The organism is Mucilaginibacter sp. P4_A11, assembly GCF_056402535.1.
In genome coordinates this window covers 235,995-252,510 of sequence record NZ_JBFUHE010000003.1, presented here as the reverse complement: position 1 = coordinate 252,510, position 16,516 = coordinate 235,995, and the positions used below count along the sequence as shown (strand labels likewise).

Annotated in this window: 10 protein-coding genes; 9 read left to right on the top strand and 1 reads right to left on the bottom strand. The window is 42.8% G+C overall.

Translation table 11 applies throughout. From position 1 onward, the window contains the following. Positions 1 to 203: 203 nt before the first annotated feature. From AC1DUD_RS08035 to AC1DUD_RS07995, 9 genes are all read left to right on the top strand, one after another. A complete protein-coding gene (locus AC1DUD_RS08035; RefSeq protein WP_477373383.1) occupies positions 204 to 3,638 on the top strand; it encodes a SusC/RagA family TonB-linked outer membrane protein in 3,435 nt (1,144 codons plus the stop codon). Between the two features lie 9 nt (positions 3,639 to 3,647). Further along, positions 3,648 to 5,141, top strand: a complete 1,494-nt coding sequence (locus tag AC1DUD_RS08030; RefSeq protein ID WP_477373381.1) for a RagB/SusD family nutrient uptake outer membrane protein — start codon at positions 3,648 to 3,650, stop codon at positions 5,139 to 5,141. Positions 5,142 to 5,160: 19 nt separating this feature from the next. After that, positions 5,161 to 6,015, top strand: coding sequence for a DUF4843 domain-containing protein (locus AC1DUD_RS08025; protein ID WP_477373379.1), 855 nt, complete (start codon positions 5,161 to 5,163; stop codon positions 6,013 to 6,015). A gap of 11 nt (positions 6,016 to 6,026) precedes the next feature. Beyond that, complete coding sequence (locus tag AC1DUD_RS08020) at positions 6,027 to 7,463, top strand: PKD-like family lipoprotein (RefSeq protein WP_477373377.1); 1,437 nt, start codon at positions 6,027 to 6,029, stop codon at positions 7,461 to 7,463. Between the two features lie 20 nt (positions 7,464 to 7,483). Beyond that, the gene (locus AC1DUD_RS08015; RefSeq protein WP_477373375.1) at positions 7,484 to 8,236 is read left to right on the top strand and encodes a basic secretory protein-like protein; all 753 of its coding nucleotides are present in this window, start codon (positions 7,484 to 7,486) and stop codon (positions 8,234 to 8,236) included. Between the two features lie 74 nt (positions 8,237 to 8,310). After that, the gene (locus tag AC1DUD_RS08010; RefSeq protein ID WP_477373373.1) at positions 8,311 to 8,460 is read left to right on the top strand and encodes a hypothetical protein; all 150 of its coding nucleotides are present in this window, start codon (positions 8,311 to 8,313) and stop codon (positions 8,458 to 8,460) included. Between the two features lie 7 nt (positions 8,461 to 8,467). Further along, positions 8,468 to 10,345: a protein-disulfide reductase DsbD domain-containing protein gene (locus AC1DUD_RS08005; protein ID WP_477373371.1), complete on the top strand. Its 1,878-nt coding sequence runs from the start codon at positions 8,468 to 8,470 to the stop codon at positions 10,343 to 10,345. Between the two features lie 10 nt (positions 10,346 to 10,355). Beyond that, a complete protein-coding gene (locus tag AC1DUD_RS08000) occupies positions 10,356 to 10,901 on the top strand; it encodes a TlpA family protein disulfide reductase (protein WP_477373369.1) in 546 nt (181 codons plus the stop codon). Between the two features lie 144 nt (positions 10,902 to 11,045). Further along, complete coding sequence (locus AC1DUD_RS07995; RefSeq protein ID WP_477373367.1) at positions 11,046 to 13,901, top strand: M16 family metallopeptidase; 2,856 nt, start codon at positions 11,046 to 11,048, stop codon at positions 13,899 to 13,901. Positions 13,902 to 13,968: 67 nt separating this feature from the next. On the opposite strand, the gene AC1DUD_RS07990 is transcribed toward AC1DUD_RS07995, so the two are convergent. Beyond that, a complete protein-coding gene (locus AC1DUD_RS07990; protein WP_477373365.1) occupies positions 13,969 to 16,467 on the bottom strand; it encodes a TonB-dependent receptor in 2,499 nt (832 codons plus the stop codon). Positions 16,468 to 16,516: the final 49 nt, after the last annotated feature.

Below are 16,516 nucleotides of genomic sequence, written 5' to 3'. Positions count from 1 at the left end.
CTAACAACTAAACAACAACTAAACGCTAAAACTAAAACAAAACTTAATGGAAAAACAACTACGATAAATCTCAGATACAACTCACATTAACAGACCAAAAAATAACCGGAAGCCTCTCACCGCTTCCGGTTTAAAATAGGTCAGACAGCACAAGATGTCGAAGCCCTGGGCTGCATTTTATTAACCCAATCTTATTCAAAAATATGAAATTAACTTTTCTTTACAACGCCGTATGTGCAATACGGGGGGTAAAGTGCAAATTCTTATTAGTATTGAAACTCACCACTATACTGTTGCTTGTTGGCGCGTTACACTTATCCGCAGCAAGTTATTCTCAAACGGTGACTATATCCGGTAAAAACAAAAGCCTTGAATCGGTTTTTAAGGATATAAAGCGTCAAACCGGCTATTTGTTTTTTTATAGCGAGAAAGTGAATTTAAAAGGCAAAACAGTTGATGCCGATTTTCATGATACGCAGCTTGTTGATGCGCTTAACGCGTGCCTTAAAGACTATGATCTGAGTTTTACTATCGTATCCAAAACCATCGTAATCCAAAATAAAATACCCGAACCCAGGCCGGCCCCGGTTATTGCCATGAACAAAATACCGGTGAGTGGCCGTGTATTGGATTCGGTAAGTAAAACCACCTTGCCGGGCGTAAATATTGCAGTTAAAGGAAGCAAGGGAGTAATAGGCCAAACCAACGAGAAAGGTGAATTTAATGTACAGGCTGATGCAGGGCAAACATTAGTATTCTCGTTTATCGGCTACAAATCGGTGGAAGTTAAGGTGGTACCAGGCCAATCGATTGTAGTTAAGCTTTTACCCGATATTAATAACATTAAAGATATTGTGGTTACCGGTTACCAGGTTATCAAAAAAGATAACTACACCGGTAATGCCATTACCGTAAGCGGTGCCGACCTGAAACGTAATAACCCGCAAAACCTGATCAAAAGCATCGCTTCGTTTGATCCGTCGTTCAAGGTGCTTGATAATAACTTTGCCGGTTCTGATCCCAACAAATTGCCGAAGATAAATGTGAGGGGCGCTACAGCTATTCCTTCCATCAGCGATGATATACTTGACCGTAACAACCTTTCAAGTAATTATAATCTTCCGGCATTTATCCTTGACGGCTTTGAAGTATCGCTTCAAAAAGTAGTTGACCTTGATATTAACCGCATCGAATCAGTTACCTTATTGAAAGATGGTGCCGCTACCGCGGTTTATGGTTCAAGGGCTGCCAATGGTGTAATGGTGATCACTACCAAAGCACCTGTAGCCGGAAAGCTGCAATTATCATACAATTATGAGCTTACATTCAACGGGCCTGACCTGTCCGATTATCATGTGCTTAATGCCAAACAAAAAATTGCTTATGAGCAGTTGGTCGGCCTCTATGATACACAGACATCCACCAGCGGTGATACCAAGCAGGACGATCTTAATGCCCAGCTGTTTACCCGTTTGAAAAATGTAGCCAGTGGTGTTAATACCTATTGGTTATCGCAGCCGTTAAGAAACGCTTATCAGCAAAAGCATTCGGTTTATGCGCAGGGCGGCGATCAGTCGTTTAGGTACGGTATCGATCTGCGTTATCAGACACAGCCGGGTGTCATGAAAGGGTCTGACAATACAAGATATAGCGGCGGGGTTAATTTTACCTATAATCCGAATGCAAAACTTATCATCAGGAACGATCTTACTATTACCCAAGTCAACCAGGCTAACTCTCCTTATGGCGATTTTTCAACTTACGTAAATGCCAATCCTTATTTCCCGATAAAGGACAGCACAGGCAGATTAGTACAGGAGCTCGCAAACTGGCGGGTAAACACCGGTCGCGAGGGAACAGATCAGTATATAACCGAAAATGTTTTTAACCCGCTGTATGAAGCCAGCCTGAGCAGCTTTAATAAATCCGCTTATACGGAAATATTGGAGTCATTCTCGGCCGATTATAAATTATCAAAAAGTTTTAGGCTAAGGGCATTAATGAGTGTAAATAAAACAAATACTACCTCAGACAATTACGTATCGCCATTAAGCAGTAAGTTTTATAATACAGCATCCGATAAATTAAACAATAGGGGTAGTTATGACTATGGGGCTAACGCCAGTCTTAATCTTGATGGAAACGTAACTATCAATTATAACAAGCAACTGGGTGACCATTATTTTAACCTTGTTTTAGGTGCCAATATTTTGGCTTCAAAGGCCGACGTTAAATCGTTTTCGGCTCAGGGCTTTTCAAATGACAGGTTTACCAACATAGGCTTTGCGCGCATTTATAAAGAAAATTCGGGGCCATATGGCGATGTAACTAAGTCAAGAACAGCCGGTGCTTTCTTTTCAGGTAACTACGCGTTCCAAAACAAGTATCTTTTGGATGCTTCTGTAAGGGTGGATGGTTCATCAGCTTTCGGCGCCGACAGACGTTACGCTCCTTTCGGATCGTTAGGTATTGGTTGGAACATTCACAAAGAAAACTTTTTCCAGGGTTCAAAAGTAATAAGCCAGCTGCGTCTTAAAGGAAGCATCGCTACCCTTGGCTCTATCGGCTTTCCTGCATATCAGTCACGCTCAATTTACTTATATGATACCCAGCACTGGTATTCTACAGGAATTGGCGCTACCATATTAGGCTATGGAAACAGTAACCTGGAGTGGCAAAAGACCCGCACCTCTGACGTAGGTATGGACATTGGTTTATTTAAAGACAGGATAGTTATATCTCCAAGATATTACTACAAACTTACCAAAGGGCTAATCACCGACATCAACCTTGCTCCATCAACAGGTTTTACTACATATAAAGATAACCTTGGTGATATGTCAAACAGGGGTTATGAACTTTATCTCGTAGCTCAGGTTTTCCACACAGCCGATTGGAACATAAACCTGACAGGTAACCTTGCTCACAACGTCAACAAAATAGTTAGTATATCTGATGCGCTGAAAGCCTTCAATAACAATATAGATAATTTCCAAACCAATACAGACAATAATGCTTTTTCAACACCGCTAACCCGGTATGTTGAAGGCAAATCGCTTAATACCATTTACGCAGTTAAATCTTTAGGCATCGACCCTGAAAACGGTAAAGAGATATTGGTGAAAAAAGACGGTACCCTAACCTATGAATGGGATGTTAAGGATGTGCAGGATGTGGGCAACACCGCACCAAAGGCCGAAGGTTTTTTTGGCAGCTCAGTATCATACAAAAGATTTTTGATGAGCTTTAGCTTTCATTACCGTTTTGGCGGTCAGTCGTTCAATCAAACCCTTATCGATAGGGTTGAAAATGCCGACCCGCGCTTTAACGTTGACAGCCGTGTATTGGAGCAAAGGTGGAAAAACCCCGGAGACCACACGTTTTTCAAAAACATTACCGACCTCACTGATACTTACGTGTCATCGCGGTTCATACAAAAAGATAACCTGATCGAACTGCAGTCACTATACTTTTCATATGATTTTAACCCGAAGGCTATCCGCAGCCTTGGGCTTCAAAATCTGAGACTGGCATTCACGGCAAACGATGTTTTCAGGGCTTCAACTATTCAGGCAGAGCGGGGTATCAATTATCCCTTCGCCCGCAGCTTAACATTTTCATTATTGGGTTCATTTTAACACATAACCATGAAGAGATATTTAATTTTTATAATTCCATTGCTGGTGTTTACATCATGTAAAAAGTTTTTGGATGTACAGCCAGAATCTGATGTAGCGAAGGAGCAGCTGTTTAATACTGAAGATGGATTTGAGGAGGCGTTAAATGGGGTTTATGCAAGATGCACAAAAGCAGATTTGTATGCAGGAAACCTTACGTTCAGTAACCTTGACATCATGGCGCAAAACTATTCGTTTTCTAATACCGATTATCAAAAGATTGCTTCTTTTCAATACAAGCAGAGCATTTTAAAAGATAAGAACAGCCAGATTTGGTCGGCTGTTTACAATGCTATCGGCAACTGTAACGAGATACTCCAGGTAATAGACAAACAAAAGGCTGTGTTTTCGGGTAACAACTATGCTATCATCAAAGGTGAGGCACTTGCGCTGCGCGCGTATCTTCATTTTGATCTTTTACGCATGTTTGCCGCTTCGTATAAATACAACCCCAATAGCAAAGGGATACCTTATGTTACTAATGTTAGCATTAAAAGTACGCCCTTTTCATCGGTTAGCGATGTAATTAACTATGCTATAATTGATTTGCGCAATGCACGCACGCTGTTAAGTAATACTGATCCTATTATTTCGGCAGCTTATATTGTTGGTTACCCCAATAAAACTTATCCCGCCGGATATACAGGAACTAAGCAAACAGAAACTACAAGTAATACTTTGTTTTTGCAAAACCGCAGGCACAGACTTAATTATTATGGCGTGTGCGGTGAGCTTGCAAGGGTTTATCTGTACAAAAATGATTATCAAAATGCGCTTTCAAATGCAAATGATGTAATAAATGCCAACAAGTTTCCCTGGACACAAAAGGATGATGCTTTTAACAATAACGTTGCGCAAAAAGACAGGATATTTTACAATGAGTTAGTATTTGGCTGGTATGCGCCGTTCGCCAATGATAATGACGCACTTGTTAAATTATTCAGCCAGACAAATACTGCACAATATCAGCCAACACCACTACAGTTGGATAATATATATGAAAAAAGCACCGTTGGTGCCGAAGACTGGCGCTACAGGCAATGGTTTTTTACAGCTACTGACGTAACGCCAAACCGCAGCTACCTGGTTAAATATTTAGTTAACAGTTCGCCGCAGATAAACCTGCACCCCCTTATGGCGCCGGCTTTTCGTTTAACCGAAGCATACTATATAGCGGCAGAGGCAAGTTACGATAGCAATCCAACAAAAGCCATTGAGTATTTAAATACCGTACGTACGCACCGCGGCATTATTGATCCCTTGCCTGCAACTTTAGGCAAAACGGCTTTTATGAATGAGCTGGTTAAAGAAGCCCGTAAAGAATTTTATGGCGAGAGCCAGATATTTTATATGTATAAAAGGTTGAACCTTGACATAGTGGCGGGTAACGGCCAGGTTTATCCTGCATCAAACAGCATATACGTGTTCCCGGTTCCTGACGACGAAGCAGCTTATAATAATTGATCCCAAACCATTTATTACAATGAAAAGAAATATATTTTATGTTTTAGTGGCCGTTGCAGTTCTTTTTGGCTGCAAAAAAGACCAGTTACTCACATATGGTTCCAGGGATAACATTTACCTGAATTATAAGGATAAAGACAAAAAACAGGATACCTCGATATTAACCTATTCTTTTGCTTATAATCCTACCCTGGCTCAGGATACTATCTGGGTTCCGGTAATTATTTCGGGACAAAGGTCAAAAAACGAAAGGAAATTTGCGATAACCGTAGTTGACACGGCTACTACAGCCAAAGCGGGTTTGCATTATGAAGCGCTTAAGCCATCCTACACTATGCCTGCTGACTCGGGTACCATAAAAGTACCGGTGATCATTAAGAATAGTGACCCTGAGCTTGCAAATAAATCGGTAATGCTCACTATAATGGTTTCTGGCGGGCAGGATTTTGACTCGTCGCTGCCGGCGATGTTAAGAAAAAGATCTATCCTTTATTCGGCACGCCTGGAGCAACCGGCCTGGTGGATTTACTGGATGGGTAACCTTGGTACTTATAGCAGGATAAAACACCAGTTATTCCTGATTTCTTCGGGCACCATCGATCTTGTTGATATGTCAAAACCGAATGCTTATCTCCAGATCCCGCGTACGCTTTATTACATAGACAATGTGAGAACTTTTGTGAACGATCCATTTGCCTGGGTAGCGCGATACCCGGAAAAGGGTTATGTACTTACCAAGAGGGCTAATGGAAGTAAGGATTATGATTTTTATAATTCTTCTTCGCCCGATAAGAAGTTTTACCTCAAGTATTACGATCAGGCAGGCAGGTATTTTTTTGTTGATGAAAATGGTCAACAGGTTATTATCAATTAAACACTTAGGTCATGAAATTTAAATCGATAGCTATATTGGCGCTCATAACGGTACTTTATACCTCATGTAAAAAAGACCTGGGCAATTATGTATACTCGCCACCTTCAGAACCGGTAGTTGCCGGTATTAATAACGCCACAATTGCGGCCCTGCTGGGTGATACCCTTATTATAAAGCCTAAGGTTACCCTTGCCGGTGCCGACCCGCTTAAGGATCTTGATTTTGAATGGCATATCACCGTTCAGGAGGAACTCCGGGAAGCGGTTTACAAGGGCTATCCGCTTAAAATGGTTTACAATTTAGGTCCTGGCGATCGTACCAGCAAGCTTATAATCACCGATAAACGGAATGGGTTGTTTTACAATTTTCCTTTCAAAATAACGGGTACAACCCAGTTTTCGGCGGGTAGCATAGTGTTGAGTAATGATAACGGGGTTACTAAACTATCATTTGTAAAACCCGATAAAACGATATTGGGCGATATCTATAAATCGCTTAATAAGGATGATCTGCCTGTAAACCCGGTTGAACTGTATTACTCAAAACCACTGGTTTACCAACCTAATACCAAAGAGGAATACTGGGTATTAAGTAATGATCCTAATAAAAGCGGGGTAGTGCTTGATGCCAGTACATTATTGAAGCGGACGGATTTTTCATCGCAGTTCTTCTCACCGCCTGCCGTGATCAGCTCAGGGTATCTTGAACCGTTTTTGGGCCCGGTACAAATGGGAACAATACCAACAGGCGTGATCAACGGCAAGCTATACGTTGGTGTTTCATCTACAGCGCCCTTTGCTGATGACTACGGCAAGTTTGCAAATGCACAAGCCGGCGATTATAATATGTCGAAATATTTTACGCACGGCAGCTCGTTTTTTATTGGTTACGATCTTAAGGGAAAAGTATTTATCACATTTGGTGCCGATGGTACTTATTCGGGTACTAACTACAAAGTTGATACCGCAAGTACCGGTTTTGATCCCAAAAATGTAGGATACGATAATCTGTTGTTCATGAAACCTATAGAGGGCGGCCCATCTTACGCTTTCTTTAAAACCGCGGCAGGCACCATAACCGAACTGAGTTTCAGCTATCCTATGGGGAGTGACAGGACATTTAGGGGTTTGGGCAAACGCACATTTAAAGGCAGCACCTTAGTTGATGACGATACCAAATGGGTGGTTAATAGCTTGAACGTGTTCTATTTTTCATCAAAAGGGAAAATATATCGCTATAATCCTATTAATGAAGATATAAGGCAGCTTGATGCGGATTTTGGCGGCAAAAAAATATCGATGATCAAGATCAGTATGGACGATAATACCCTTACCGTTGGCGCGAGCGGGGCTGTTTATACTCTTGATGTAAGTATTTCCAAAACCGGCAACATCACTAAAACAATAAGTGGCATACCTGGCGAACCAATTGACATAGTTATTAAATAGCAACTAACCTATCAAACCATATGAAAATAATAAATAGCAGCACGAAAGTTTTTGTGCTGATGGCAACAGCTGTGACTTTAATTAGCGCTTGCTATAAAAGTAAACTGGCTGGTAATCAGGATAAACCTCAGGTTAAGCCGGTTTTTCACGACTACCTGTCACAAGATTCGATTACCAGGGGGCCTTATACATTGATCTTTACCAATTACTCCCCCGATTTTGCTACCGACGCAGGGAATAAAGTAAAAGAACGAATGATTGAAGCTTTTTTTAAGGTTTATGCGGAGGAGTCGGCGATTTATAATCCTAAAACAGCGGTAAAAGTTCATTTCAATATTGATCCATCATATACAGGCGTGGCCGAAACCGGAAATGCTATAGTACGCGTTAATCCGAAATGGATGCTTGCAACCCCTACAGATCTGGACGTAGTTACCCATGAAGTAATGCACATAGTACAAGCCTACAAAGGAAATAATCCCGGTTGGTTGGTTGAAGGAATTGCCGACTACGCCCGCTATACCCTCGGGATCGATAATGCAACTGCAGGCTGGTATTTGCCGGCTTATAGTGCAGATCAGAGCTATACCGGTAGTTACAAAATTACAGCTCGCTTCCTGGTTTGGCTTGATAAGCACGTTAAGGCAGGTATAGTAAAAAGCCTGGATCAGGCTTGCCGTGATAACACCTACTCAGATCAAACCTGGAAATCATTAACCGGTAAAACGGTTGATGAGCTTTGGGTTGCTTATAGTATAAATCCCGCTCTTTAATATCTATACCCGGAACTGTGACAGTACCGGGTATATTTAATTGTTTACGGCTTTTAAAAGTCAAAAAGTAAAAAATGAAATTAAAATTATCGGTGCCGGCCATGTTGTTCACATTTATAGCATCAGCCCCAAAAGCCAACTTTAGCATTATCGACCATATTGGTAAGCTTAATAAGCCGCATGAAACACTGAATGCTAAGCTTGCCGAACTTTTTAATAACTAACCGAGTCATGAAAAAAAAATTATTGCTCCTGCTGTTGTGTATCCTGATACATAGCATCGCCTTTGGTAAAATAGCTGAAAACGGTACAGATAAAATATCGCTTAAAGTATTATATGTGGGATATGATCCCTCAAAACCTAAACCTGAACATATCAACTATTATAGCACATCGGCAGGTGCAATTGATGATGCTTACAAAACCCGGATGGCCGATTTTAAGGCGTTCCTTGAAAGTCGCTTTGATAAGGTGGAGGTAATTGACGTACGGGATTACGACGCCGCTATGTCAGATAAAGCGGATGTTACCATTCTTGATGCTGGTCCGGTAAAGTTGCCTGCCGGTTTTGACCGTCCTATGATCCTGATGCATGAAATGGCGCCTAACGTGGGGTTGCCAATCGGCCTCAAGTTCGATTGGTATTGTCAGTGTTTGGAGGATGATGCGCTGAACATCAAAACAAACCATGCCATATTTAATACGCCGATAAAGGTTAAGCTAACCTTGGTTAACAGACCTACACCGGGATCGTTTTTTAATGGTTTCCAGGGAGCAACCACGCCAAAGGAACTGCCTATGTGGAAGGTGATCAAAGAAGAGCCCGCTGCAAAAGATAAGTATATTATAGGCATGGTAGCCCACGGCGAAGGGTTTAATGACTCGCCCGATGCAGAAGCTATAAGCGGTGGTGTATGTCTGAAAAATGCCGAAGCGGTGGCCTTGGGGCGCCAGGGTAATTACTTTATGTGGGGTTTTTCCGGTTCGCCTGATCACATGACCGATGAAGCTAAGGATGTTTTGGTGAATACTGTTTGCTACATCAAGAAATTTGATCATCAGAAACCCATCATGAAAAAGGTGCAGATCGAGAACCGCGAATGGGTAAACGAAATGATCTACCGCGCGGATAAGGGCCTGTACGAAAAAGCGTTAATAGCGCGGAAAGAAGGCAACGCCCGTCTGCTCAAAATGCAACAGGAACTTAAGGACAGGAAAGCAAAAGGTGAGGATATTGGCAGAGGCAACGAAATGTTTTTGAAAATGCCTGTAACCGATGAGATGCAAAGCTTTGAAGATTATCTGAAAGGCTGGACGGGCAGCGGTATGTACGATATGTTTGGTACCAATACAACAGCTTATCATAAATATTACCTTGCCAACCTTGAATACTTTTACCCGCTTGATGCATACTCTTTACAGGTTGATGAAGATGCCAAAAAACTGGGTATTTCGAATCGCAAAGTAGAGCTGCTTGAAAAATGCATCAAAATGCTTGAAAAAGGGGAGGAGCCTGCACTGGCGCAAAGAGTATTGGAAAGATATACCACCGAAAAATTCGCATCGGCCAAAGAATGGCGTGATTGGCTGACCAAAAACAAGGCAAATCTTTATTACACTGAATCGGGCGGTTTCAAATTCATGGTGAATACTTATAAAACCGAAACAGCGGCAATTGCACCGGCAACATCGGGCGGTAGCAAAACTGCAAATGCCGCTGTGCCAACCCTTGCCGATCCGGTAGCGATTAGCGCGAAACTGGTTGATGGTGCAGCGGGGAAAAAAGAGGTAGTAGTTGACGCTACTATTTTAAATGGATGGCATATTTATGCATACGTACCTAAAGATAGTCCGTTTATACCAACCCAGGCAGTTATTGAGTTGCCACAGGGCATAACAAGCACTGAGTGGCAAAGCTCTGCCGGCGTACCATTTACCGGCGGTGAAGGCATGTTTGTATGGGAAAATAAAGCAACTTTTAAAACCGAAATAGACGCGGCCACGCTTAAACCGGGTATGGTAATTAAATGCGGACTTTACTACCAGGTTTGCGACAATAACAAATGCTTTCCTCCAAAAAGGAAATTAGTTGAGCTACAGGTGTTATAATGTCATCGGCATGAAAAAAAGAATTTTAACAGTGTGTGCTATGGTAGTGTTTGGCTTAGCCGGGGTAAAACAGGCAGCTGCTTTTACGGTGATGCCTGCAGATACCGTGGTGACCAATCCCAATTTGGTGGTTGGCAAAGTGTTGCCCGAGTTTACGCTGCAAGATCCGAATGGTAAGGCCGTCAAACTATCATCAATAAAAGGCCGCGTGGTGCTTATTGATTTCTGGGCGTCGTGGTGTATGCCATGCCGGGCAGCTATTCCGCACCTCAAGGAATTATATCAAAAATATCACGCCAATGGGTTTGAGATTGTAAGTATTTCAATTGATCAAAACAGCAAGGCCTGGAAAAATGCCATGTTAAAAGAGGCAATGCCATGGGAACAGGGGATAGATAGATACGAGGATGGCAAAGATGCATCGGTAATGATGAATGCTTTAGGTATCCAGTCGGTGCCGTTTGCTATTGTGCTTGATGCTGCCGGAAATGTGGTTTTAGTAAACCCAGTGGCAGCGGATATAGATGCGCAGCTTAAAAAGATATTTAACAGTTAAAAATATAAATGGGTAGCATTGGCTATCATAAAGAAGTCCCGGTAGGACGTTTTATTAGTTTTAGTTAATTTAATTTTCCGGAGAGCCGGTTTAATACCGGCTCTTTTTTAAATTAGCGCTAAATCCTAACCCGATAAACAAAATATGAAAAACATAAGAAGTACTATTTTATTGGCCAGCGTAGGTCTTGCGCTTAGCTGGTCGTTTCAGGCAGCGCCGACCTGGGCACAGGTTAGTAAACCTCAAATAACCAAAGCTGTAGCCGAAAAGAACCTGCCGCTTGACCCTGCGGTGCGTACCGGCAAACTACCTAATGGTTTTACCTATTACATACGCCATAACGAAGAGCCTAAAAAACGTGTCACCTTTTACCTTGCCAACAAAATTGGTTCGGTACTGGAAGATGACAGCCAGCGAGGCCTTGCTCACTTTATGGAGCACATGAGCTTTAACGGTACTAAAAACTTCCCAAAGAATGAGCTGGTAAGCTATTTGCAAAAATCGGGTGTACGTTTTGGGGCCGATTTAAATGCTTATACTTCGTTTGACGAAACGGTGTACCAGCTTCCTATCCCGTCGGATAATCCGGAGATCCTGAAAAATGGTATCCAGATCATGCGCGATTGGGCACAGGACGCTACTTTAGATCCTACTGAAATTAATAAAGAACGCGGCGTTGTGCTGGAAGAGAAGCGTTTGGGTAAAGGTGCGCAGGAGCGGATGCAACGGGCTTACCTGCCGGTGATCCTGAACCACTCACGTTATTCATTACGCCTGCCTATTGGTACCGATGAAGTGCTGAACAACTTTAAGCCCGAAGCCATTAAGCGTTTTTATCATGATTGGTACCGCCCGGATTTACAGGCTTTGATCGTAGTGGGGGATATCGATGTGAATCAGATGGAGAAAACGGTTAAAGCAAAGTTTGGTGATCTAAAGAAACCTGCTGCCGAAAAGCCGCGTACCAAATATACGGTGCCATTAACGGGCCAAAATCAGTTCATTGCTATCACTGATAAGGAAATGACGGTAACCGTAGCCCAGGTGTTTATGAAGCAACAAGCGCTTGCTCTGCATACTGCTTCTGAATATCGTCAAAGCATTATTCGCGGTTTGTTTAACAGGATGTCTGGTGCACGTTATGCTGAAATCATGCGCCAGGCTAATCCTCCATATTTACAGGGAGGTGCAGATCTGAGCGGCTTTTTAGGCGGATTGGATACCTATAGCGTATATGCTGTAGCCAAACCCGGCGAACTGGAAAAAGGTTTCAAAACCGCCTGGCGTGAAACCGAAAGGATCAAACGTTTTGGCTTTACCCAAACCGAGCTTGACCGCGCCAAACAAAGCTTCCTGAGCGATATGGAAGCCTCGCTGAAAGAAAAAAACAAAACCAACTCCGATAGTTACGTTAACGAATACCTGCAATACTTTTTAAAAGGAACTGCGGCACCAGGCATAAGCTATGAGTATGATCTGGTAAAAAAAGACTTGCCAGGCATAGCGCTTAGCGAGGTTAATGCGGTTACCAAAACATCAATTAAAAACACTAATCGTGACGTGATGCTGCTGGCACCGGAAAAGGATAAAGCAACCCTTCCGGCCGAAGCGGTAGTTAATACCTGGATAAAAGATGTTGAAACTGAAGATCTGAAACCTTATAATGATGAGGTAAGTAAACAGCCACTATTAGCTAATGCTCCAGCTGCAGGAAAAATCACAGGCGAAACCAAAGATGCTACATTGGGTACTACTACCTTAACCTTAAGTAACGGTATTAAAGTTGTACTTAAACCAACCGATTTTAAAGATAACGAGATCTTGTTCAGCGCTTCGGCACCGGGTGGTACTTCGCTTTATAGCGATGCTGATTTCGAGTCGGCTAAAAATGCTTCAGGTATGGTGGAATCATTTGGGGTAGGTAATTACAATCCTACACAGCTTGAAAAATACCTTTCGGGTAAACAGTTAAGTGTTAGTCCATATATCAGCGAGCGCACGCAAGGTGTTAGTGGCAGTTCAACTCCTAAAGACCTGGAAACCGCGTTTGAACTTATCTACGGTTATTTAACCGAGCCACGTAAAGATGCCGACCTGTTCCAGGGAATTATTACCAGCTCAAAAGCAGGGCTTGCCAACAGACTGAATGATCCTAATGCTGTTTTTCAGGATACTTTAAGTGCTGTGTTGGGTAATCACAACGTTCGTCGTACAGGTCCGAGCATTGCCAAGATCGATCAGATCAGTCTTGACCGCGAGTATGCTATTTATAAAGAGCGTTTTGCCGATGCATCGGGCATGACCTTCACCTTTGTAGGTAATATCGACATTGAAAAAATTAAGCCGTTGCTTGAAAAATACATAGCCTCATTACCGGCTAAAAACCTTGGCGAGCAAGCTAAAGACCTGGGCATCCATATCCCCGAAGGGCAGATAGCTAAAAACGTATATAAAGGTTCGGAGCCTAAAGCCACGGTTGATTTGATCTGGTCGGGCCCGTTTGAATACAATGCTGCCGAAAAGATCCAGCTGGATGCTTTGAAAGAGTGTTTGGAGATCAGGTTGATCGAACGTTTAAGGGAGGATGAAAGCGGCGTTTATTCGCCGGGTGCTTTTGCCAATAACAGTAAATTCCCTACACAACGGTATTCAATATTCGTTTACTTTGGTTGTGACCCTAAAAATGCCGACAAATTGGTAGCGTCAACACTTGATGAGATCAGCAAGATCAAAACCAACGGCCCGGCACAGGTTAACATCGATAAATGGCGCGCCGAAAGTATCCGCAGCAGGGAAACGGCAGTGCGCACCAACGGTTTCTGGCTGGGTTATATAGGTGGACAGATCAACGACAAAGAAGACCTGCACCAATTGGATACCTATACTAAGGATTTGAACAGCGTAACTGTAGAAAGCGTAAAAGCCACTGCTCAAAAATACCTGAGCGGTAAAAATTACATCCGCATGCAATTGCTTCCTGAGGCAACTGCCAAGCCATAAGGCTGGTAGTGATCAGATGTGATTAACAAGAAAAGGCCTGCATTGCGGGCCTTTTTTTGTTAAAAGTCTAATTATTGCTATTGTTGTTGCCACTATCCTTAAGGTCATCGTTGTTGATGGTCTTTTTAGGTTTTTTAGGCTTAGCCTGGGTAAGCCCGCCAATACGGTAACTAAACCTGATTTCAAAGCTCCTTATCTGTGTTATGCTAACAGCTTGCTGGCTGATATTGCCGGAATTAACCACCGTTGGTACGTGGAAGCCACTGGTCAGGAAATTATCGAGCCCAATACCGATACTGCCCTTTTTCTTGGCAAAATACCGGTTAAAGCTAACGTTATATACACCAAAACCTCCCTGGTAGCCCTGTAACTGGATCTGGCGCGAACGACGGAAAGTAAAAGCCTGGATAGAATACTTATCCGACAGATCATAACTACCAAATAAACGATAATTGGCTACCCAACCCTGGTTGTTAGCACGAAACAATGGATCAGGGTCCTGGTTATCAAGGCTAAGGTGATACAGATCAACCCCACCATTGATGCTTAGCTTATTGATTGGCGACAGGTTGAATGACAGGCTCAATCCGTAAGCATTCTGTTTTCCGAGGTTTTGGTACGAAGTTCTGATAGTATCACCACTGGATGTTCTGATGGTTTGAATAGCATCATTGGTATTACGCATAAAGGCAGATACATTGACGCTATTATTTTTGATATGGGTACTGTATCCCAGTTCAAAGTTATTGGTATACTCGGGCGAAAGTGCAGGGTTACCTACTGTAACACTAAGTGGGTTTGAGGCCTGGATATTAGGATTTAAAAACTCAAGCGATGGCCGCTGGATGCGGCGGGTAAAACCAAATTTGATCATATCCCCGTTATCAAACTTACGGGCCAGGTTTACACTGGGCACCAACACCCCATAGTTAGGGATAGTAACCGACGAGCCACTGTTGAAATCGGCTGTGATATTGGTGTACTCATACCTGGCACCTGCTTTTAACGTATAGTTTTTAATGGGAGATAGCGTATACGAAAGGTAACCGGCCGCTACATTTTGCTTATAGCTAAACGCGTTTGACAAATTAGCTGCTGAGATAGGCTGGTAATTAAGAGAGCCATCAGCAGCCGAAAAATAGGTATAATCACTGCTTACAGTCCTGATGATGTCTTTAGCGCCAAACTCAAACAATTGGTTTTTGAATGTAGGTGTCTGGTAATCGGCCTCAAAAGTGAGCTCCTTATTCACGCTGTTATTATTGTTTTTAAGGCCACCAGTTACCGAGCCGTTACTTTGATCGAGGTAGATATTCTCAAAATTGTTATTGCGGGTATTCTGGCTGTATTCGGTAAGGATGCTAAACTCCCGCTCGGGTTTCTTGCCTGTGAGTGTATAGGTTAACGTAGCGTCAACCTGGTTGGAATTATTGGTGATCTCGTTCCGCTGCAGCATAGAACTGGTAAGTTCGTCATTTAGATAACTTTGCGTCAGGAAGTTATTTTGGGTAGAAGGCCGGTTATTTGCTCCTATCACTACTCCTAAACTGAGCGAGTTATGCTCGCTGATATCATAATCCATGCCCAGGTTATATCTGCCGAACAGTGATTTATTTTTGGTTGTGGCGCTTTGTGTGGTTAGATAGGTATCGTTTGAAGTAAGACTGCTCACCGTTTGACTGTTGGTAAAGGAACCGGGTGAATTGTAGCTGCCACGGCCAAAGCCGCCCACCGAAAAGTTAAACTTACCTACTTTATACCCGCCATTAAGGCCAAGGCCCGATCCACGGGTACCGGCCGTACTGTTGATATTAAGCGTAAGCCCCTGAAGTGTATTCTGTTTCAACACGATATTGATGATGCCGCCCGAGCCTTCAGCATCATATTTAGCCGATGGTGAGGTGATCACTTCAACACTCTTAATCAGGTCGGCAGGGATTTGCTTGAGCGCATCCGCAACACTGGCCGACATCATGGCCGATGGTTTGCCATTGATAAGCACTTTGATATTTTGGCTGCCCCTCAGGCTTACATTGCCATCCATATCCACAGAAACCATCGGTACACGTTTCATAACGTCAGAAGCGTCACCACCACGCGCAGTGAGGTCATTTTCGGCATTGTAAACCGTGCGGTCGATTTTTTCTTCAACCAAAGCCTTTTTTGCAGTTACTTGTACTTCATTCAAAACTTTAGCATTAGGACTAAGCAGGATGCGTCCAAGCTTTTTTGTTTCTCCATCGGCCAAATTAACGCTTGATATGGTTTGATCTGCGTAGCTCAAAAAGCTGACCTTGATGCGATAGGTGCCCGCATTTAGTTTCCCGATAGAAAATTTACCGTCGGTACTGGTGAGCGAACCGGAAATAATTTTGCCGCTGGCCTGGTCAATAATGGTCACTGTGGCGTAATCAACAGGTTTGCCACTTACGGAATCGAGTACAACGCCCGTGATACCAGAGCCTGATTCGGTACGGTTAAGTATCGCATTAGTTTTCGCAGTAGCGTTTGCATGGGCCGCAAAAAGCACCGTAAAGAGCAATATGAAGAGGGACAGTTTTTTCATTTTTGATATTTATTCCAGCAAAGGAACCCATAATCAAAAATTTAATAAG